The organism is Neobacillus nitrireducens (genome assembly GCF_030915405.1).
GTDB lineage: Bacteria > Bacillota > Bacilli > Bacillales > Cytobacillaceae > Neobacillus.
Genome location: NZ_CP133262.1, coordinates 136,426 through 156,110 on the forward strand (window position 1 = coordinate 136,426; position 19,685 = coordinate 156,110).

Annotated in this window: 17 protein-coding genes, 1 pseudogene and 1 riboswitch; of the genes and pseudogenes, 9 read left to right on the plus strand and 9 right to left on the minus strand. The window is 39.3% G+C overall.

Annotated elements, in window-relative coordinates:
* The first annotated feature begins 14 nt into the window (after positions 1 to 14).
* The 7 genes from RCG22_RS00705 to RCG22_RS00735 all read left to right on the plus strand — a co-directional run bounded on the left by RCG22_RS00705 (position 15) and on the right by RCG22_RS00735 (position 10,728).
* Positions 15 to 1,385, plus strand: a complete 1,371-nt coding sequence (locus tag RCG22_RS00705) for a dipeptidase (protein WP_308105273.1) — start codon at positions 15 to 17, stop codon at positions 1,383 to 1,385.
* A 63-nt stretch (positions 1,386 to 1,448) separates the two neighbouring features.
* On the plus strand, positions 1,449 to 2,201 hold the full coding sequence (locus tag RCG22_RS00710) for an NADPH-dependent oxidoreductase (protein WP_308105274.1): 753 nt from the start codon (positions 1,449 to 1,451) through the stop codon (positions 2,199 to 2,201).
* A gap of 60 nt (positions 2,202 to 2,261) precedes the next feature.
* Positions 2,262 to 2,810: a GNAT family N-acetyltransferase gene (locus RCG22_RS00715; protein WP_308105275.1), complete on the plus strand. Its 549-nt coding sequence runs from the start codon at positions 2,262 to 2,264 to the stop codon at positions 2,808 to 2,810.
* A 342-nt stretch (positions 2,811 to 3,152) separates the two neighbouring features.
* Positions 3,153 to 4,058, plus strand: a complete 906-nt coding sequence (locus RCG22_RS00720) for a hypothetical protein (protein ID WP_308105276.1) — start codon at positions 3,153 to 3,155, stop codon at positions 4,056 to 4,058.
* Positions 4,059 to 4,403: 345 nt separating this feature from the next.
* Positions 4,404 to 5,888 (plus strand): S8 family serine peptidase, encoded by a 1,485-nt coding sequence (locus tag RCG22_RS00725; RefSeq protein ID WP_308105277.1) that lies wholly within the window; start codon positions 4,404 to 4,406, stop codon positions 5,886 to 5,888.
* 282 nt (positions 5,889 to 6,170) lie between these two features.
* Positions 6,171 to 9,959 (plus strand): DEAD/DEAH box helicase, encoded by a 3,789-nt coding sequence (locus RCG22_RS00730; RefSeq protein ID WP_308105278.1) that lies wholly within the window; start codon positions 6,171 to 6,173, stop codon positions 9,957 to 9,959.
* Between the two features lies 1 nt (position 9,960).
* On the plus strand, positions 9,961 to 10,728 hold the full coding sequence (locus RCG22_RS00735) for a hypothetical protein (protein WP_308105279.1): 768 nt from the start codon (positions 9,961 to 9,963) through the stop codon (positions 10,726 to 10,728).
* A 76-nt stretch (positions 10,729 to 10,804) separates the two neighbouring features.
* Here the strand turns inward: RCG22_RS00735 and RCG22_RS00740 are convergent, their stop codons facing one another.
* The 9 genes and pseudogenes from RCG22_RS00740 to RCG22_RS00780 all read right to left on the minus strand — a co-directional run bounded on the left by RCG22_RS00740 (position 10,805) and on the right by RCG22_RS00780 (position 17,485).
* On the minus strand, positions 10,805 to 11,326 hold the full coding sequence (locus tag RCG22_RS00740) for a cupin domain-containing protein (RefSeq protein WP_308105280.1): 522 nt from the start codon (positions 11,324 to 11,326) through the stop codon (positions 10,805 to 10,807).
* Positions 11,327 to 11,495: 169 nt separating this feature from the next.
* Positions 11,496 to 11,603: pseudogene (locus RCG22_RS00745) on the minus strand (nitronate monooxygenase); the annotation flags it as partial.
* A complete protein-coding gene (locus RCG22_RS00750; RefSeq protein ID WP_308105281.1) occupies positions 11,604 to 12,542 on the minus strand; it encodes a COX15/CtaA family protein in 939 nt (312 codons plus the stop codon).
* 209 nt (positions 12,543 to 12,751) lie between these two features.
* Positions 12,752 to 13,654, minus strand: coding sequence for a formate/nitrite transporter family protein (locus tag RCG22_RS00755; protein ID WP_308105282.1), 903 nt, complete (start codon positions 13,652 to 13,654; stop codon positions 12,752 to 12,754).
* 53 nt (positions 13,655 to 13,707) lie between these two features.
* The gene (locus RCG22_RS00760; protein WP_308105283.1) at positions 13,708 to 14,268 is read right to left on the minus strand and encodes a hypothetical protein; all 561 of its coding nucleotides are present in this window, start codon (positions 14,266 to 14,268) and stop codon (positions 13,708 to 13,710) included.
* Between the two features lie 12 nt (positions 14,269 to 14,280).
* The gene (locus tag RCG22_RS00765; protein ID WP_308105284.1) at positions 14,281 to 14,892 is read right to left on the minus strand and encodes an SCO family protein; all 612 of its coding nucleotides are present in this window, start codon (positions 14,890 to 14,892) and stop codon (positions 14,281 to 14,283) included.
* Positions 14,885 to 16,372 (minus strand): cbb3-type cytochrome c oxidase subunit I, encoded by a 1,488-nt coding sequence (locus RCG22_RS00770; RefSeq protein WP_308105285.1) that lies wholly within the window; start codon positions 16,370 to 16,372, stop codon positions 14,885 to 14,887. The genes RCG22_RS00765 and RCG22_RS00770 overlap by 8 nt, the downstream gene beginning before the upstream one ends.
* A 23-nt stretch (positions 16,373 to 16,395) precedes the next feature.
* Positions 16,396 to 16,914: a cupredoxin domain-containing protein gene (locus RCG22_RS00775; protein ID WP_308105286.1), complete on the minus strand. Its 519-nt coding sequence runs from the start codon at positions 16,912 to 16,914 to the stop codon at positions 16,396 to 16,398.
* A gap of 265 nt (positions 16,915 to 17,179) precedes the next feature.
* Positions 17,180 to 17,485 carry a hypothetical protein gene (locus RCG22_RS00780; RefSeq protein WP_308105287.1) on the minus strand — a complete coding sequence of 102 codons (306 nt, stop codon included), beginning with the start codon at positions 17,483 to 17,485 and terminating at the stop codon, positions 17,180 to 17,182.
* 221 nt (positions 17,486 to 17,706) lie between these two features.
* Positions 17,707 to 17,815: riboswitch (TPP riboswitch) on the plus strand.
* Between the two features lie 159 nt (positions 17,816 to 17,974).
* Here RCG22_RS00780 and RCG22_RS00785 point away from each other — a divergent pair.
* Together RCG22_RS00785 and thiO are read left to right on the plus strand one after the other, a co-directional pair.
* Positions 17,975 to 18,565: a thiamine phosphate synthase gene (locus tag RCG22_RS00785; RefSeq protein ID WP_308105288.1), complete on the plus strand. Its 591-nt coding sequence runs from the start codon at positions 17,975 to 17,977 to the stop codon at positions 18,563 to 18,565.
* A complete protein-coding gene (gene thiO, locus RCG22_RS00790) occupies positions 18,549 to 19,679 on the plus strand; it encodes a glycine oxidase ThiO (RefSeq protein ID WP_308105289.1) in 1,131 nt (376 codons plus the stop codon). The genes RCG22_RS00785 and thiO overlap by 17 nt, the downstream gene beginning before the upstream one ends.
* Positions 19,680 to 19,685: the final 6 nt, after the last annotated feature.

Sequence of the window (19,685 nt, forward strand, 5' to 3'; positions counted from 1 at the left end):
GAAAAGGTGAGAACATGAGTAAATTATCCGAGTTGTTATCCAATCAACATAATCAAAATGTTGAGGAATTAAAAGAATTGCTCCGGATTCCAAGCATCAGCTCCTTATCAGATCATAAAGAGGACATTCAAAAGGCAGCTTCATGGATTGCCAACAAATTAGAAAGCATAGGACTGGAACATGTTGAAATCGTTCAAACAAAAGGGCATCCGATTATATATGCAGATTGGCTTCATCAGGAAAACGCCCCAACAGTCTTAGTATACGGCCATTATGACGTACAGCCCGTTGATCCTTTGCATTTATGGGAAACGCCTCCATTTGAGCCAACGATTCGTGATGAAAAGATCTTTGCTAGAGGGGCAACCGACGACAAAGGGCAGACGTTCTTACATATCAAAGCAGTGGAAACATTATTGAAGGTAGAAGGGAAATTACCGGTAAACGTAAAATTCTGTATCGAAGGAGAAGAAGAAATCGGAAGTCCTCATCTGCCGCCATACTTATCTGAGAATAAAGAGAAATTAGCCTGTGATGTGGTCGTTATTTCCGATTCTGATATGTGGGACAGAGGAGTCCCAGCGATTACTTATTCCTTAAGAGGTCTGTGTGCATTAGAACTTTCCCTTAAAACCGCAAATTCTGATTTGCACTCAGGCATGTTTGGCGGAGGAGTTCAAAACGCCAACCATCTATTGGTACAGCTACTTTCGACCCTTCATGATTCAAATGGTAAAGTCAATGTTGACCATTTTTATGATGATGTCGTCGAACTTACAGAATTTGAAAAAGAACAAATTAAAGCACTAGGCTTTGATGAAGAAAAGTTGAAAAAATCGTTAGGGTTAACCGATTTAACGGGCGGGGAAACTAACAATTTTCCTTACGCTGAGAGAATTAGTTCCCGGCCAACGCTAGAAATAAACGGCCTATGGGGCGGATTTCAGGGAGAAGGAACAAAAACGGTCATCCCGAACGAGGCACATGCCAAAATCACCTGCCGACTAGTTCACAATCAAAACCCTGAAAAGATTCAAGGATTGATTAAAAACCATCTGGAGGAACAGGCACCAAAGGGATGCACGGTGAAAGTGTCTTTACAAGATACAGGAAATCCCTTCTTAACGCCGATCGACAGTCCGATGATTCAAAAAGCGGCCGAAGCGTATGAAACCGTTTATGGGAAAGCGCCTGTTTACAAAAGAGAAGGCGGCTCGATTCCAATTGTTTCGGACTTCAATCATTCTCTCAATGCACCAGTCGTCTTAATGGGATTCGGTTTGCCAGATGAAAATCTTCACGCTCCAAACGAACACTTTAACCTAGAAAACTTCGATAAAGGGATCTTAACGATTTGTTCCTTTTTAGAACTTGTGAATAAGTAAAAAAAGTGCCTGGTGTTTGAATTTGAAGCTGCGTGTGTAGTATCGTATACACGAGGTGATAGTATGAACGAAACGATTCAATTATTAAAAAATCATCGCTCAGTTAGGGACTTCGATACTGAAAAAGAGGTAAGCGAAGCCCAGATCCAAGCGATTATTGAAGCGGCTATGGCTGGTCCCAATTGGATTAATGGTCAGCAAGTGACCGTAATCGAGGTCAGGAAGCCTGAAAGGAAAGCGGCATTGGCGAAAGCGGCAGGCAACCAAAGATGGGTTGAAGAAGCTCCAGTTTTTCTTGTGTTTTGTATCGATTTTTATCGGGCGAAACTGGCAGCTGATAAAAATGGTACGGGGTTTAAAATCATCGAGGACTTAGAAGCCATTATAGTCGGTTCAACCGATGTAGGAATCGCTCTGGGAAGTGCAGTGATAGCGGCTGAATCAATGGGACTCGGGATCGTTCCAATCGGAGGATTACGGAGAAATCCCCAAACCTTTGTGGATCTATTGAATCTTCCGGAATATGTTTTCCCAGTCTCTGGTCTGGTCGTCGGATATCCAAAATCTATCCCCGCTCAAAAACCAAGGCTGCCAATCAAGGCAACCCTCCAGAAAGAACAGTATGATGCGAAAATTCAAAAGGAAATCATGGACCAATACGATCAAACAATATCATCCTATATGTCTGAACGGACGAGCGGACAAGATACCAGCGACTGGTCAAGTAAGATTGCTCAATTTTATGATACAGGCTTTGCCCAATACGCAAAAAATTCCAGTCCTACAGTAAAAAATCAGAGGTTTCGATATAAGTAAATATTCATATCTTAACTTAGAGCCCAAAATATATTTTTTTAAATGTTGGGAGGGGATTTGGTGATTATCAATCCACAAGATTTTAATGTTAAAGATTTAACCTATACTATTAGAACTGCTACTACTAATGACGCAAAAAATTTGTCTGAAATAAGATTACAGATTGATGGAGAAACCGAAAATATGGACAGAGAAAAGGGAGAGGACTTCATAGACCCAACAGGATTTGAAAAAATAATTGAAATTGATACGAACCATCAAAGAAACCTATTTTTAGTTGCTGAAACGTATGGTAAGATCATCGGTTATACAAGATGTGTAGGCAATGATTTAAAAAGATTCTTACATAAAGCTGAATTTGGATTAGGTGTTTTGAAAGATTTCTGGGGATATGGAATTGGAAAAAATCTTATGAAAGAAACAATTTCCTGGGCTGATGTTAACGGTATTAAAAAAATAGTATTATATGTTCTTGAAACAAATGAACGAGGCATTGAACTGTATAAAAGACTTGGTTTTGAAATAGAAGGTTTATTGAAAAAAGATAGAATCCTCTCAGATGGAAAATACTATAACACTTATATGATGGCAAGATATAATGAGTCTTAAGAGAAGAAGGTTTTGACTAAATCGTAAAAATTCATATATCTTAACTCAAAAAAGAGCAATGGAGAAGTTTAATAAGCCGTTCTCTTTTGGAGTGCCCGCATAGGAAAAGGCATATATAAAACAAGTATAAAAGCAGTGGATTTCTCACCAGAAATCACACTGCTTTTAGCATTTTAATGAGTAATTATATGGTAAAATTGTAAAAAAGCTTATTGTATTAATGGGGCAGATTTGTTTAAGAAGAAAATAAAATAAAAAAACACGAATATTATATTTAGGCTTGCTTGGCTTAGCTTACTGATTTTCAACAAATAGGCGTATTCCCACCAGATGGAGGTAAAAATGGCATCTATTGTTTACACAGTAATATTACTTGTTAGTTTCTTATTTTTAGTGTGGAAAAAGGACGATACAGAATCTTATTTTCCGTTAAAAATAATTGGATACTTTGTATTAGGTTCATTTGCATTTAATTTCAATCAAATTTCACTTCCACTTGGGTTTATAGCGTATCTGTTGTTTTTTCGACCCAAATTAAATGTACATGTAAAAAGAATAGCTGCTATCTTAGGTGTTCTTGCATTTATACTTATCCATTGGATTTTACCATCTGCCATTAATGAATGGGAAAGTCGCCCAATATTCATCGAACATGAACTTGGTTCAGTATATACGATGAACTTTCAAAATGAATATGAACTGATTAAGCAAGAATTAAATCTAGAGAACAACAGTTTGAGGCTTGAGGATTTTGAAGTGGACTATGTTGAAGATGGTAGAATTACAGACTTAAGATGGCAACTACTAGTGCAAAATGGCAATAGCTATAATCTCTATCAAATTCAATATGATGTTAGTAAGAGTAGGTATCGAGTTATGTATAGGCAGCTTGATACATGGCTCCAATACAATCGGTTAATTGATACTGACCATTTCTTTGAAATTCTTAATGTACTTAATATTAAAGATATTACTCATGTTAAGAATGACTTTTCTTCCTATGTTATACAAAGTTCAGGGGAACGGGTCAATTATGCAATAGAAAATCAAACTCATTTTATTGTATCAAATGGAAAAATACAATTATTAGATGTTGAGCAGCTACCAGTTGAAGCTTATTATATTTCAACCTTTGCGATGGAGAAAACAGGAGAAGAAAGAGATAAAAAAGGAAATATCACACAAGAAAGCTTCGAAGGTAACGAAGCCTCTGATTATCTATTTGATGTAAAGTTTGGTGAGAAATAAAATTATAGTAGATAATCTATTAAGCTAAATTTCAACTAACTAAGTGTTCATTAAAAAGCACCAATTTTGGGGTCAGTCCCCCGATGCGTTAAAGCTTTAGTTTAACGGGGGATTGACCCCGTATTATGGTAGTGCTATTTTACTATTTTTTTGACAAAATAAGTTTATTTTCAATATATTGGATTTTTATAGTTTGATTATTAATCTTTTTTACAATGATACTACAAAATTAGCTAATCTCTTCAGAAGCATGTCGTTTTGAAGCGAGAAGTATCTATTTTCTTTCAAATATAATCAACCTAAAATTAGAATGTTAAGAAAAATTAATAGGGGAGGTTTTTATTCATGAAGAATAAAAAAAGGGGAATGGCGATGGTAGCTAGCAGTGTTTTGGCCATGTCTCTATTATCTTTTCCAACTAGCATTCACACATCGGCAAAAACACAGACGGTAAGCAAAAACTATTTGATTGCTTATAAGCAGTCATTGCCAAAGAACTATCAAACGGAAATCAATAATGCAGGTGGAGAGGTAGTAAAAGCCATTCCAGAACTAGGGGCTGTTGAGGTAAGCTCTACCAACCCTAATTTTCTCACCAAGCTGAATACGACTTCCATAGTGGCAGCAAATGTAGAGAAATCGTTTAAACTGGAAGATAGCAACCCAGAGGGGGCGGATGGCCAGCCTGTTACCCTTAATCCGGACCCAAATGGTACATATTGGAGTTCGCAATGGGATATTCGTCATCTAACAAATGAAGGGAAATCCTATGCAATTGAATCCGGTGGTACCAAAAAAACCAGCGGCGGTGTGGAACATAAGGCGGTTGTCGGTATCATCGACTCAGGTATCGATGCAGGACATCCAGATTTAAAAGCAAACTTTATCGGTGGTAAAAACTTTGTTCCTGCCGGCGGCTATTATGGAGATGTTCCGGCAGAGAAGGGGATTCAAAGCGATGTAACTGATACGAACGGTCACGGAACACATGTAGCCGGTTCGATCGCCGGCAATGGAAAAGTTAAAGGTGTCGGTCCGGACTTGGGAATCCGTGCCTACCGGATTTTTGATGCTAGCGGTAGTGCTCCAACTGGACCAATCGTCGCTGCGATTGTTCAAGCAGCCAACGACGGGGTGGATGTTATTAACATGTCCATTGGTGGATTTGATAGTTTGAAATATTACTATGAAGGTACTCGTTATAGTGATATTGCAGATGTTCTCCTTTGGAAACGGGCCGTTCAATATGCCGTGAAAAAAAATGTAACAGTTGTGGCTTCGGCAGGCAATGATTCTCTCAATTACGCTGATAAAAAGTCACTTACAGACTATATGAACGCTTCCTATGCAGATTTGGGAATTCAATTTAGCGGCGTAACAATTGAGGTGCCTGGCAGTACTCCTGGAGTAATTAATGTGTCGTCCTCTAATAAATGGTCAAGCAATAAGCTCGCATTTTATTCCAACTATGGAAATGGATTTATTGATGTAGCAGCCCCTGGAGGAGATAACGGACCAGTATATGCTTCCACACTAGATTTAAATCAACGTGATTTTACCTATCGAGCACTTTCCACATGGCCACGGTACCTGGAAGCTTATTTCACGATGCAAAAAAATGAAGGCTATGCCTACTTACATGGAACATCTATGGCAGCGCCAAAAGTAGCCGGAATCGCAGGAGTCATTAAGGCGGCCCATCCAGATTATACTCCATCTCAAGTGGAAGCTCTTATCGAAAAAACAGCACTTGATTATGGAAAAACAGGCCATGATGAATTGTATGGATCAGGTGAAGCTAATGCGTTTACGGCTTTAACAGGTAAATAATTAATATTGCCTTTGCCAAATGGTGCCTGACACCAAAATAAAAAGGAAGTCACCTTCGTAAAATGAATGGGACTTCCTTTTTTTGTATCTTAATCAAACTTAAAGTGAGAAAAAATCTACTTGGAAATGACTGGTGCTTTTCCACAAGCACAAAAACAGTATGATATAATTTAGTTATAAATAATTTATATTTTTAATTCTCAAATTAAATAGGATAAAATAATAGATTAATAATAACCATTCAAAAACGTTTTTGTGTTTTTAAAAGCAGGTGGATACAAAGTGAAGAAACAGAATACAACGAAATATCGTTGTCCGATAACTTTGACTAAGACGGCAAAGGAAAAGATGAGGGAGCTCGGGTTGGATGAGCGATCGTTTTTTTTATTGGAGAAATCGTTTCACGTTTATATAGAAAAGTATCCACAGGCAGCAGATCGCACAGTTTCAGTTGCATTGTTTTTTGACAATAAGGCAAACGTAAGGCTGGCAGATATGTGCAAAGGGCTTGTGGTGGTACTGCATTGTGTAGTCAAACAGGATCGATTTCTTGCGACGAATGTGACGACCAGAGCTGCGCATATCCCATTGCAGTCTAATTGGCGCCGCCCAGTAGACCTCACGTTTGATCTGAACGTGCAGATTAATCAACAGGTATCGATTGAATTGCTGAACTTAATTCACAACATGCCGGTTGCGCAGGAAAGCTCAATGTACGTGAAAAAGCGTATAGCGAGTTGGGGAGGCTACTTGAAAATCCAGGAACGGTCTGCGGATATTCCTGATATGACATCTCGCTATTCGAGGCTAATATACAATGATGATTTCAGCCGAGTCACGATTATGGGGTGCCAGCTGAATGAAAAGGAATGGAAGTCTCTCAAGGATTTGAGTGTTAAGCTCAAGGGAATGGACCAGGATATTGGTAAGGTGCTAAAAGCGAATCGTTCTGCTTCAACGGTTGAAGTGGAATTACACGGTTATATGGAGGAACAGGCTCGCGGTCAGCGGCTTGACATTCAGCCAAAAGAAGTTACCTTTAGTAATTTTGCTACCTTAAGCCAGGTGAAAAGATTAAGGCAAGGGTTTAAGCAATTAGAAAAAGGCATGGCTGCGAATCCGGAACTTGAACGCCTTTTATTTGAAAACAAGCCACCGGTCAAAACAGTGAAGAAGCGAGCAACGCTGCAATTTCATAATCGATTGAATCAGTTCCAGCAAGAAGCAGTTATAGGCGCTATGTCTGCTGAAGACTTATACGTTATTCAAGGACCGCCTGGAACAGGAAAAACAACGGTTATTTCTGAAATTTGCCTGCAAAATGCCAAGGCGGGGCTGCGCACCTTGGTTGCTTCTCAGTCAAATTTAGCGGTCGACAATGCCCTTGGTCGATTGCTAGCAAATAAAGACATTCGGATTCTTCGGGTCGGACGGACGGAAAGCATTGAAGAAGAAGGCAAAAAGTTCATAGAAGAAAATGTAGGACAATATTGGAAAGATCATACGTTGCATGAAGTTTCTGCCCAATTTGATGCTCGTAAAAAACGAGAAGTAGAAATAGAAGCGGAATGGGTGGCGAATGAACAGGAACAAGGGCAACTCCAGCAAGTGCTTGAACGAGTAGAGGCGGAGCTCAAAGCGAAAAAGAAAGCAGAACAGCAATATAACGAAATTCAGTATATCCTTGATAAGTATAAAAAGGACGTTTTTTGTGCTGAAAAGGAGCAGCAATCAGCACAGCAATATTTGCAGGATATCGGGCAGTCACTACGCCAGTTGAATGACATCATTGAAAAAGACAAAACGTTTCTAGCTGGTGAGCCTGACAGTGGCGTGATTCAAAAAGAGTGGGATGCTCATCAACAAGCGATGGTGCGACTACAAAATAGCGTTGCCCTTCAAGAGCTTGAAGACGAGATTCATGACAAAAAGCAAACCATGGAACAGGCTTTTGCAGAATGTGAAAAATGGAACGACGCAGTGAAGCGGACGGGTGCTTTAACAGTAAGAATAACAAATGCCCCAAAAATTGATAACTTAAAATGGATTATTCTGGAACAGAATATTAATCGGTCTGTACGAGTTCAGCAGTTAATCGAAGAGCTCGAGGGAATCCGCAGAGTAATGGGTCAGTGGATAAAATTAAAAGAATATAATGACACATTAAACCGCGCGATTTTCTTTGTTGAACAGCTTTTGGAGCGGCAGCACATATCAATCGGCCAGCTACAGCAACGAATGTTACATGGGATTTCCGTTTCTACTAACGCAGTGGAAATTGATCAATTTTTAGACCAACTAAGAAGTGAATTTAAGGGAAATTCAAAAATTTACCCGCAGAGACTTGTAACCTATCTTGAAGGATTATACGGTAGGAGACACTTTGTTTGGCAAAAAACGAAACGCTTAAAGCAGTATGATATGTATAAAAAAATGGCACAAGAGGCCATTAGGCTATTGAAACAGGAAATGATCGAGCAAGTTCAGTCTATGGTGCAAGAAAATAAACTGATGCACCAAAAGTGGCAAAGGGAGTTAGGGGAGCAGAGCACCAAGCTTACTATTTTACAAAACAAGCATAAAGAAATGATGGCAGTCGCAGAAATTATTCCCAACGTAAAAGAATTGCTTCATCAAAAAGAAGCAATAGTGCTAGATTTGCAGAAAAAGAAAGAGCAATATGAGCAAGCTAAGCTTCGGGTTGAAAGGAATGGTCAAAAACAAGTAAAAGGAGTCCTGCAGCTACAAGAAGCGGAGCAGGAACGGACACAAATCGAAGGCCGTCTTGCACAACTGTACAGTATGCTTAAAGAAAAGGAAGAAGAACGGGCACCTCTACATGAAATCTTGTCTACAGATCCGGAACAGGAGCATGAAAAGGTATTACGGAAATTGGCGAGTAATTCTTTTACACGCGATTCGTTAAAGCTGGAAAAGCAAAAGCTACCGTTATTCCAGTCCATCCAGGGGATGTGGCTTTCCTTGTTGGAAGAAGCAAGTGATCATGACCTGAATGAAATACGAAAACTTTATGTGCAGCATGCAAATGTGATTGGAACCACATGTGTGGCTTCCGCACGTAAAGATTTTATTGAAAGCTACCCTGTTTTTGATGTGGTTATCATTGATGAAGTATCAAAAGCAACCCCTCCAGAGCTGCTCTTGCCGATGCTAAAAGGGAAGAAAATCATTTTAGTTGGTGATCATCACCAACTGCCACCACTGTTAGGAAACGATACGCTGGAGGAAACGCTCCAGGAAATGGCAGAAGAAAGTGAAGACTTTGAAGGAAAAGCTGAATTAAAAAATCTGTTAAAAGAGTCGCTGTTTGAACGGTTATTTAAAAACCTACCGAAAAGCAATAAAACCATGCTTGCCATTCAATATCGGATGCATGAAAACATTATGGCAACGATCACCCAGTTTTATAATCAAGAAAACGAACGACTCCAATGTGGCTTGAAGAACTCTGAGTTGGAACGGGACCACAAGCTTGAATCAACGCTCATTCAGCGGAACAATCATCTTCTCTGGCTAGATATGCCGAATGAGCCTGCGTTTTTTGAAGAAAGAATGAAAGGCGGAAAAAGCCTGTATAACCCGGCCGAATTAAAGAGGATTGGTTCCTTGCTGAAGGAATTGGACGTGGCGGCGGCACAGGCGAAGCAAGAAGGAAGAATGGAAGCTAATGAGAAAAAAAGCATTGGTGTGATTAGTTTTTATGGAGAACAAGTGAAACGGATTGATCGCATGATTCATCAAGAGCTTCACTTGCCCCACTTAACCATTCGCACCGGGACGGTAGACAGGTTTCAAGGCATGGAAATGGACGTAATTCTGTTAAGCATGGTGCGCAATCACGATAATAAAGAGGATGACATCGGCTTTGCTAAAGATTATCGAAGGTTAAATGTAGCCTTGTCGAGAGCAAGAGAGCTGCTTGTGTTAATTGGTAGTACTAAGATGTTTACCGAGCGGACGAAACATAAGGATACTAAACAGATGTACATGCACGTATTAGAAGCCTCAAAAAAACAACAAGGCCTGCGGACGCTTGAAGAGGTGAGATGACATGAATAAATTAAATAGGCAGTTACGCTCGATCTTACTTGAAAATCCAGCGGTCCAGATCAAGAAGTCCGTTTTGTGGCATTTGCAGGTAAGAACCTATAATGTGTCTTTTAAGCCGGTTAAGCGGTCTAAAATGGACATTCTCATGAAAATGATGCTTCTCACTTTTGGGCAGACCGAAATCCGGCGAGCAGCCAATTTGTCTGAACTGCTACTAGTAGAGGAGCTGTTCATTGCAGATTTACTTAAAAAAATGCAGCGAATGGGCTTGATTCGACTGGAAAAGGAAAGCTTCAAACTCACATCAAAAGGGCAGGACCAGGTAAAGACAGGAATCATTTTAGAGGAAATGGAAGAAGAGTCGACGGTGCTTTCATACAGTCCGGTTCATGATGAGTTTTGGCCAGAGATGACTGAACCTTTGCCTGAAACAACCGAAGAATTGCCGCTTTTTCGGTATGCAAATAATCAGGACCCTATCAATGTGGGCCGAATTTTGCAAGTTCTCGCCGAGAGGGAAAACAGGCTGGACGAAGACGGCTTTCAAACAGTCGTGGCGGATGTAAATAGCTTCGACCTACAGAAGGTGGAACACATTCCATGCTTGGAATTTCAAATATACAATAAAGAACAAGATATTTTCTACGCGCGCGTCTGGAATACATGGCGCGGGCGTTGGGATGATACACTCGAAAAACAAATAGAAGAGAAGGAACGGCTGGAATGGCGGGAAAAATGGATGGCAAAAGATGAGGTTCTGATTAAATAGAATGAGTTCAGTCCCCGGTAAACTAAAGCTTTAATGAACCGGGGGATTGAACCCATTTTCACATTTTCTATAGCATTCAATTTGGTAAATCTTTGTACGCTAATTTCATAATAATCTCTTCGTGTTGGGGATATTTAAGTAAAAGGTCATTTTGAGTAAACAATTCAAAGTCTTGGAATTCAAAGCCAGGAGATACCATACAACCCACTAAAGAGTAAGTATCTTTTTCCATTACGGACGACCCAAAGATTGAATTCTTAGGAACGAACGCTTGTGGAGTTTCTCCATTTTCCAGATTCATTCCTAACTTTAATTCCTCATATTCTCCATTATCATGTATAACATGGACTGTTAATGGGCTGCCAGCATGAAAATACCACAATTCATCAGATTTTAATCGATGAAAATGGGATACATCATCCGAAGTCAATAGAAAGTAAATACTCGTATAAAGCTTTCGCTGTCCTTCAAAATCTACCTCTAATTCATTGTCTGAAATTATTTCCTTAGATGTATAGGTACTTTTGTAATACCCGCCTTCCGGATGGGAAACAAGTCCAAGATTCGAAATTAATGATTGTATTTCAATTTTGCTCATGTCATAATCCTTTCTCAATTGCTTTCTTATTGCATTGCAACAGAAGAAAAATCAATTATCATCATACGATACATGATAGGATTAATCAAAGCTGGGATTAATCTTTGGAGCATCCAGTTACATAAGATTTTAACTTAGATTCCTTATGAAATCCCAAATCGGTACAATATTACATACAAGCTTCAAATTCTCTCATAATGTTGTTGATGATTGTTTTCACAGGCAGGATTTCTTTGATTTCATGCACTCTTGCACCGGCACATACGAGACCATTGTCTTAAACCTCTGTTTTGTTAGGAAGGTTATGGTTAGTTAGTATGCTTAACTTCGTTTTCAAAAAGGCAGCACTGCCTAAATATACCCGTGTCTCAGCTACAAGGGCGAACAAGAGCGTGCCTGCTGCCAGGTGAAGCATGGCCCATGAGATATCAATAGACGAAGTGATCGTCAGGACTCCCAATCCTACTTGAATGAGAACCGTTATAGCTGAAAGAATAAGTCGCTTCTGAATTTTCCCATCCCATCCCTTTTTTAAAGACAAAAAGACAAGGAAGAGGATGTACAATGCTAAAATGAATGCTAAGCCTCTATGAATAGTTTGGATGATTTCTGGCCCCGTCATGGGTAGAAACGAATTTCTACACTGAAAAGAACCACATATCATTCCCAATGATTCATGCTTTACATATGCCCCAAATCCAAAAAGCAATAGTAAAAGAACGAGTACGATATTGAAGTGTCCTTTTATCCGTTGTTGTTGGTCAGAACGGTCGGATGGATATGTCTGAATGTCCGCTTTCTCTTCTGCTCGCCGCCAGATCCAGATGAGACTTGCTAGAAAGAGCATGGCAATAATTAAGTGAATGGCAATGACACTAGTTGGTAAATCTTTTAACACGACTAGTGCGCCTAAAAGCACCTGAATGATAAGCAAAAAAAGCATCCAATATCCAACCGCACGAACGGAAGGACTTACTTCGGTACGTAGAATTTTGGCGAATAGCACAAAAGAAATGATTCCTAGAATAGCCCCAATCACTCGATGTGTGAATTCAATCAACGTTTCTCCATGGAAAGCTGGAACAATTTCACCATTACATAAGGGCCATTCAGGTCCACATCCCATCCCAGACTTTGAAGAAGCCACATAGCCCCCAAAGACAATTAATACATATGTAAGTAAAACGGTTAACAACGCTAAGCGCTTGATTGTCACGCTCACCCCTCCTTAAAAGTAGCTTATTACGAAAACATCCCCATGTTCCGTACTACTATTTTTTCCAAAAATTCCTATTGTGAAGAAGATAATTATGAACATTTTGTGAACTAATTTTTATAGAGATACGAATAAGAATAGAGTAGTGGATAGAAGTAAAAGGGGAGTATATCCTCCTTTGGAAGATATACTCTTTATAAATCTACATCTTATTTTGGCACTTGAGTGTTCGTAACAATGCTAAGATTGTTTTCTGTCCTGCTCTTGTTTTTATGGACCAAATGTAGGGATAATCCAGTAAATAGAAAACCACCGATAAAGTTGCCAATGGTTACAGGGATTTGATTCCAAACCCACCAGTCCGTAACCGTGAAATCTGCTCCCATGAGAATCGCAGTAGGCAGAACAAACATATTTACCACTGCATGCTCAAAGCCGTGTGCAAAAAATATAAATACCGGAAGCCACATAGCCGCAATTTTTCCGATAACAGAGCTGGAAGCAAAGGCCATAAAGGCACCTAAGGTAACCATCCAGTTACACAAGATTGCTTTTGTTACCGATAAGATCATTCCATCACTGCCTAAGCTTTTATAAGCGATTGTTTTTCCTTCTCCTACAGCAATGATTTTTTCAATCATCACTCCTTCCGTCACATGCCCAAGCTTGGTTACAGTCATATAAAATAAGATTCCATAAAAAAAACTACCTAATAGATTTCCAATAAATGCCCAGTAGAAGTTATAAAACACGTCCTTACAAGTAATTAATCCTCTTAACCTCGCAAGTGGCAGCATAGCAAAATTTCCTGTCACCAGTTCAAGTCCTAACAATAAAATCAGGACAAATCCAACTGGAAATACAAAAGCACCGACAATCCCAAGCTTTGTCTCCGTTGCAGCTGTAAAGGCAAGTGTGGTTGCAAATCCTAAATATGCCCCAGCCAGTCCTCCCTTTATTAATAACTCTTTAATAGACAAGGATGATTTAAAGGCACCTGTTTTTGCAACATCCTCCACCAACTGCCCAGGTTTAATATAGTCCAAGCAAATCACCTCAATTTTTTTTGTAAGTAAGCCTATGTCATAAGCAGAGACCGCTCCAAAGTCCATTAAGTGTTTTTTATAAGGGGGTTTGAGAAGCTGCCATGTTGAAAAAATCAGGGTTACTGACTATTTTTGATTCCGATGAAAAAGAATTTGCAAAAAAATGAGATGAGTAAAAATACGGAGATGAGCATGAACGAATTTCCTAGCCGAAGCTGCTGCTCTGTTAAATAATTATTGCACAACCGAATCGGTGAATTGGCATAAAACCACCCCATGACGAAAAACATCGAAATCACATTTGCCCAAACAAACCCCTTGACCGTTAAATGAAGGCTTCCCCAGCTTAAGGCAAGTGGAAAACCAATCAATAAAGGGACGGTTATAAACTTTATCGTTTCAAAAAAGGCATGATTTAGTGATGCATCAATCGACCGCGGCAGGAGCCAATAAATGTTAGCAAAAGTAACAATTAGTAACCCAGGGATGCCATATTGATTGTACCTGGACAAAAGGGGGGACATTCGCTTTCTAAGTCCGATTCCAAGAATATAGCCAGCCAAAGCTAACAAAGGAATTTGGATAAGCATTTGTCCAATCATCGATTCTTCTAAACCATGTCTAATTGGCGGAATACTTAAAACCAAAACCAATCCCAAGCTTATAATCATTCTTTTCATTCGGTTTCTCCTTTAAAAAGAAAGGATTTGTTTAAGTTCATTGACAACTTGATTGGGAGAATTATAATCAAATATTTTGATTAATTGACCTTCAGGATTAATTAAATAAAAGGCGGCATTATGCTCAAACTCATTCCCAACTGGAATCACAATGACACCTGATTGCTCTAATAATAAATCTAATTCCTGTTGATCAGGGACACGGGCCATTCTCCAATGGATGCCATCAGCTTGAAACAACTTTCGGTGATGTTCTAAGTGATGAGGAGTATCTCTTACTGTGTCAAAGCTAATACTTAATAGCTGTAGTTGATCATCTAAAATGTTCGCAGGCAGCTGAGAATAAATGCTTTGAAAGTTCATTTCAACTACCGGGCATACATCTCCACAGCTTGTGTAAATGTACGTAGCTAAAATGTATTTTCCATGAAAATCAGAAAAGGTAAAGGTTTCGCTCTTACTATCCTCAAACGTTACAGTTGGGACGGAGGGTGTATTGGTTAATACATCAATCCTTCGGGCTTGTTCTGCCGTAAAAGCTTGGAAATGATCGGTGCTGAAAAAAAGTATCACTGTGCCGAGAATGGCCATTCCAATCACCGTACAAATGCTTTTTCTATCCATGAGTGGACGGCCTAATATCATCGGATTGGTTTATTTTCGAACCAATATTGCTGGAATAGGAGATAAACCGAACCAGAAACAAGAGGAAGGTAATCGTTACAAAGATTCCAAAGAAAGCAGCAACCACATCTGCAGGAATCCATTCCGGAAAATGCTCAGCCCAACGCCTAGGGGCACTAGACTTTCCAGAGAATAAGAAGGAACCCGATAATCCTAGGAAAGCAAGGATATAGAGCCATAATGTTAGAAAGTCTAGCTTATTATCGATTCGTCCGCCATCCATTCTTGTCAGATAAAACATGAATCCTAAAATCATCGCACATGCGCCTAAGCCCATGTACATATGAAAATGCCCAGGGACCCATTTCGTATTGTGCATCACATGATTAATAACGATGGTAGCATCGATAATTGCCGGGACAACGCCGATGACCCAGCCAAACATGGAGAGGTAGAGGAAGCTTGAGGCAACGTCCCACTTAATCCCCGAACGGTAGACAATCATCAAAGCTCCAAATGCTGTTACCACTAAAACAGGTAGTCCATTCATATAGGAAAGCACTTGGCCCATGACGATCATCCACTTCGGCATAACAAAGTCCATGAGCAAATGGTGAGGGTAAACAATAAGGGTAAATAGTGTGGACATATTCCAAGCGATTAAAAAGATTTTATTGGCCTTCCATGGACGCCCAGTGTATCTAGGAAGTAATTCATAGACCACAATGACCCCCATGTAAATAATCGAGTTGGCAAAAACATGTCCGAATGCGTAAGTTAAGTTTTTCGCAAGAAGCGGATCAATTGTAAAACTCGGTACAAAGACGTTGAGCAAGCTCATGGATAAGAGGGCAGCACCAGTAATTAGGGCGATAATATCAACAATGCATACCATTGTACTTGCGACAACAGTAGGCGGTGGGCCGAAGCCTTTTTCTTTCCCAAGTATTTGTGGCCAGCCGAGCGAAGTGGAAAGGCTTCCATATTGCTTAATGATCGCGCGGGCTGCTTCTAAAAGAAGAATCAAAAATCCAGTTCCAATCACAAGCATTCCGCCAAGATATAGCGCAGCACCTGTTTTCCCCCACATTCCTCCAGAATGGGCGGGTAGGGGGTATAGAAATGTCCATGCACCTGCAAAATCATAAGAAAATATTCCCACTAACACCATGGCCACGCCGACTAGAAATAAGAAAACATTCAAACGAAAAACCGCTGTATTTAAAGGAACATACTGTTTAAGAAAATACCATATGATACATGTCCCAGCTAAGGCAGAAACTCCAATCATTCCTGTACCATGAATCGTCATTACTTTATAGAACATAACTGGATTCAGCTCAATCAGTTTTCCCTGTCCAAGAAGCATCACAACGCCAAAAATCATCATGAATAGCAGGATGACACCAGAGAAGACTAGTGGAAAAACAACGGCCTTTTTCGTTTTAGAATCGATTGCTACATGTAACGTAGTAGTCATCAGAATTCCCCCCCAATATTCCATTATTCAGTAACGGTAATCTCACGTTTCATAAGATGATGGGCCATTCCGCAATACTCCATACACAGAATGGTGTAGGTTCCAGGCTTAGTGAATTTATAATACACAGTGTTTGTGTATTCAGGCATTGCTTGGGTTTGAGCAACAATAGTCAATTGGTCATCATATAAACCGAAACCATGGTTCACATCTTTACTGGTTACATGAAAAGCAACATAATCCCCAACTTTCAAGGTGTCCAAAGATACATCAAATCCGAACTGTATTGCCGTTACCTGTACGTCGACAGGAGTTTCTTCTGCTTCAGCCCTCTCAAAAGGCAGGTCCTGAAGTGTAAAATAAGTGGCTGCCAACATCACTGAAAATACAACGACAAACCAGACACTTCGAATAAAATACCCCTTTTTTTGAACTTCTCCATAATCGACTCGTTTTCCTGACTTCAACAATACGCTGGCAAAGATGAGAATTACAAAAACACTAAAAAGTAAAGTGATCATCCAGGATGCCTGTTGATACATAAACCAAACCCCCTTGTTAGAATTCAAATTGATGCCTGAACAAGAAAGAGAAAAAAAGATTCTCCTTTACATTAAGCGAAAATAAAAATCATTACCGTTAAATAAATCACGTTTTAAAAGAAAATTCAGAAAATACAAAATTTAAGTAAACAACCTCCCCGGTAATATTGGGGAGGTTGTTGGTTTTCAAGACCGGATTTTTTTAAATTGGAAAAAAGAAAAGAAGGTGAATTTCACCTTCTTAAAACGTTTAGTTCATTAAATTTTAAGCCCGCTGAATGGTAGAAGTTGAGAAGTTTTTAACCATTTTTTGCAGATTTCTATGACCTTCTCTTAATTTTATTGTTTCTTCGATAATTTTTTGGAATCCTTCCAAATCTCTATCAGATGCATTTAATAACGACTTCGGTAGACCTTCGACGATTTGTTGTAGGGATAAATCCATACTCAAGGAAAAATAACCACCTTTCAACTTATTCGTTAGACACTGTGTCGCCTTCATTAATATTTTTCTAACGAGACGATTTTTTCCTGCTAAAACGTTATAAAACTTATCTACATTAATCTCCATTCTATATTGAGAATAGTAAAATTTTTTCTTTATCCTACAAATAACGACAGTAAACCAATAGATGATTTTGTTCTATATAGAAAAATATTAAATTTAATAACTTGGAACGAACTTTTTCTTCTTAAAAATAACGTAAAATAAGATTTATTAATTATTGACATTTCTAATCGAAGTGTTAACATTATCCATGCAGGGTAATCATTACAATTTAATATGTGAAGCAAATCCGCTAGAGGTGCCTTTTTAAAAGGCTGAGATTGAAGTGCAACTTCAGGACTCTATGAACCTGATCTGGGTTATACCAGCGTAGGGAAGTGGAACCTGGATATTTGAAGAACAAATGTGTCTATTTCAAATTTTCGACCACTTTCTTAACAAAAGGAAGTGGTTTTTTTGTTTTTCACTTGATCTTATAAGCGGAATCTTCTTAAAGGGGTGACTTGAATTTTAACTAGTGTTAACGAGTTACATATTATCTCCAATGGGAAAATGCCGATCGAGCAGTTAGGTGAGATTGTAAGGGACATTCACCCATATGTAACCGCGATTCATTTACGAGAAAAACAAAAAACTGCAAGGGAACTTTTTCTAGCAGTCCAACTTTTAACCAATGCAAACATCCCGCTATCAAAGATTATTATTAATGACCGGGTGGATGTTGCCTTAGTTACAAGGGCTAGAGGAGTTCAATTAGCCTTTCATAGTTTAGGTGCAGCGATTGTAAAAGAAAATTTTCCTCAGCTTATGCTTGGGAGTTCCATCCACTCCTACGAGGATGGACAAAAAGCAAAAGAGAATGGTGCTGATTACGTGCTATTCGGCCATGTCTTTCCTTCGCAATCAAAACTAGGTATGAAACCTAAAGGGCTTGAGGAATTAGCAAGGCTAACAAAAATAGGCATTCCGGTTATTGCCATTGGCGGCATAACACCTGAGAATACGGGGCAGGTACTCGATGCAGGGGCAAAAGGTATTGCTGTCATGTCAGGTGTTTTAGAAGCTCGAGATCCATTAGTAGCAGTAAAGGCTTATATTAATGTTTTAAAAGATGGAGATGGATATAATGGAAAATTCATTTGATGTTGCCATAATTGGAGGAGGAATTAACGGAACCTCTATTGCCTATCAGCTATCAAAAATGGGAAGAAAAGTAATCATTATTGAGAAAGAACGATTGGCTTGCCAAGCTTCAAGTGCGGCTGCCGGAATGCTAGCTGCGCAAGCGGAGATTGAACAAGACGGTCCCTTATTCCAGTTAGCTTTAAAAGGTCAGGCGATGTTTTCTGCTCTCTCAAATGAGTTGTTTGAATATACTGGAATCGATATTGAGTATGTGAATAAAGGAATGTTAAAAATTGCGGAAACAGAAGAAATAGCAGAAGAAGTAAAAAAACAGGTCGCCTATCAAAGAAATTGGGATCCCACTATAAAATGGCTTGATTCAAAGGAATTACGAGAAATGGAACCGGCACTATCACCAAGTGTATCAGGAGGGATGTATCTCCCTAGCGATGGGCATGTGCAACCCTCAAAATTAACACAAGCGTTTGCTACAGCAGCCGTCTATTTTGGAGCGGAAATACGTGAAAATACGGAAGTCTTGTCTTTTATTTATGAAAACGGTCAGGTTAAAGGGGTTAAAACCACGAATGGCATTATAAATAGTGATCAAGTTGTCGTTGCCACAGGAGCTTGGGCTGCGAAATTAATGAGTGAATCGGGACTGGACCTTCGTGTCTATCCTGTTAAAGGAGAATGTTTTTCCATTCGAACGGAAAGTCCGATGATAAACACGACCATTTTTTCAGATAAACGTTGTTATCTCGTACCAAAACGAAATGGGGAAATTTATATTGGTGCTACCATGATTGAAGATACATTTGATAACAAGGTAACACCTGAAGGAATTGCCACATTAATAGTAAGAGCAACTCAACTAGTTCCTCAGATTAAGGAAGCAGTATGGGAGCGAGTGTGGTCTGGAATTAGACCCCAGACCGGTGATGGACTCCCTTACCTTGGTGAGCATCCAAGATGGAAGGGATTATTCGTTGCAGCAGGGCATTTTCGAAATGGGATTTTATTAAGTCCTATTACTGGGAAGCTAGTAGCTGACCTATTAGCAGGTAGACTGCTAGATGAGGAACTTCTTTCAGCTTTTCTGCTAGAAAGACACAAAGAAACAGTTCGATAGGAGGTA

Excerpts from the sequence above, each read along its gene's own strand:
- RCG22_RS00765 (WP_308105284.1), bottom strand. The coding sequence starts at position 14,892 with ATGGATAGAAAAAGCATTTGTACGGTGATTGGAATGGCCATTCTCGGC.
- RCG22_RS00725 (WP_308105277.1), top strand. The coding sequence starts at position 4,404 with ATGAAGAATAAAAAAAGGGGAATGGCGATGGTAGCTAGCAGTGTTTTG.
- RCG22_RS00735 (WP_308105279.1), top strand. The coding sequence starts at position 9,961 with ATGAATAAATTAAATAGGCAGTTACGCTCGATCTTACTTGAAAATCCA.
- RCG22_RS00705 (WP_308105273.1), top strand. The coding sequence starts at position 15 with ATGAGTAAATTATCCGAGTTGTTATCCAATCAACATAATCAAAATGTT.
- RCG22_RS00760 (WP_308105283.1), bottom strand. The coding sequence starts at position 14,268 with ATGAAAAGAATGATTATAAGCTTGGGATTGGTTTTGGTTTTAAGTATT.
- RCG22_RS00740 (WP_308105280.1), bottom strand. The coding sequence starts at position 11,326 with ATGAGCAAAATTGAAATACAATCATTAATTTCGAATCTTGGACTTGTT.
- RCG22_RS00755 (WP_308105282.1), bottom strand. The coding sequence starts at position 13,654 with ATGGACTTTGGAGCGGTCTCTGCTTATGACATAGGCTTACTTACAAAA.
- thiO (WP_308105289.1), top strand. The coding sequence starts at position 18,549 with ATGGAAAATTCATTTGATGTTGCCATAATTGGAGGAGGAATTAACGGA.
- RCG22_RS00775 (WP_308105286.1), bottom strand. The coding sequence starts at position 16,914 with ATGTATCAACAGGCATCCTGGATGATCACTTTACTTTTTAGTGTTTTT.
- RCG22_RS00710 (WP_308105274.1), top strand. The coding sequence starts at position 1,449 with ATGAACGAAACGATTCAATTATTAAAAAATCATCGCTCAGTTAGGGAC.
- RCG22_RS00720 (WP_308105276.1), top strand. The coding sequence starts at position 3,153 with ATGGCATCTATTGTTTACACAGTAATATTACTTGTTAGTTTCTTATTT.
- RCG22_RS00780 (WP_308105287.1), bottom strand. The coding sequence starts at position 17,485 with ATGGAGATTAATGTAGATAAGTTTTATAACGTTTTAGCAGGAAAAAAT.
- RCG22_RS00770 (WP_308105285.1), bottom strand. The coding sequence starts at position 16,372 with ATGACTACTACGTTACATGTAGCAATCGATTCTAAAACGAAAAAGGCC.
- RCG22_RS00785 (WP_308105288.1), top strand. The coding sequence starts at position 17,975 with ATGCCGATCGAGCAGTTAGGTGAGATTGTAAGGGACATTCACCCATAT.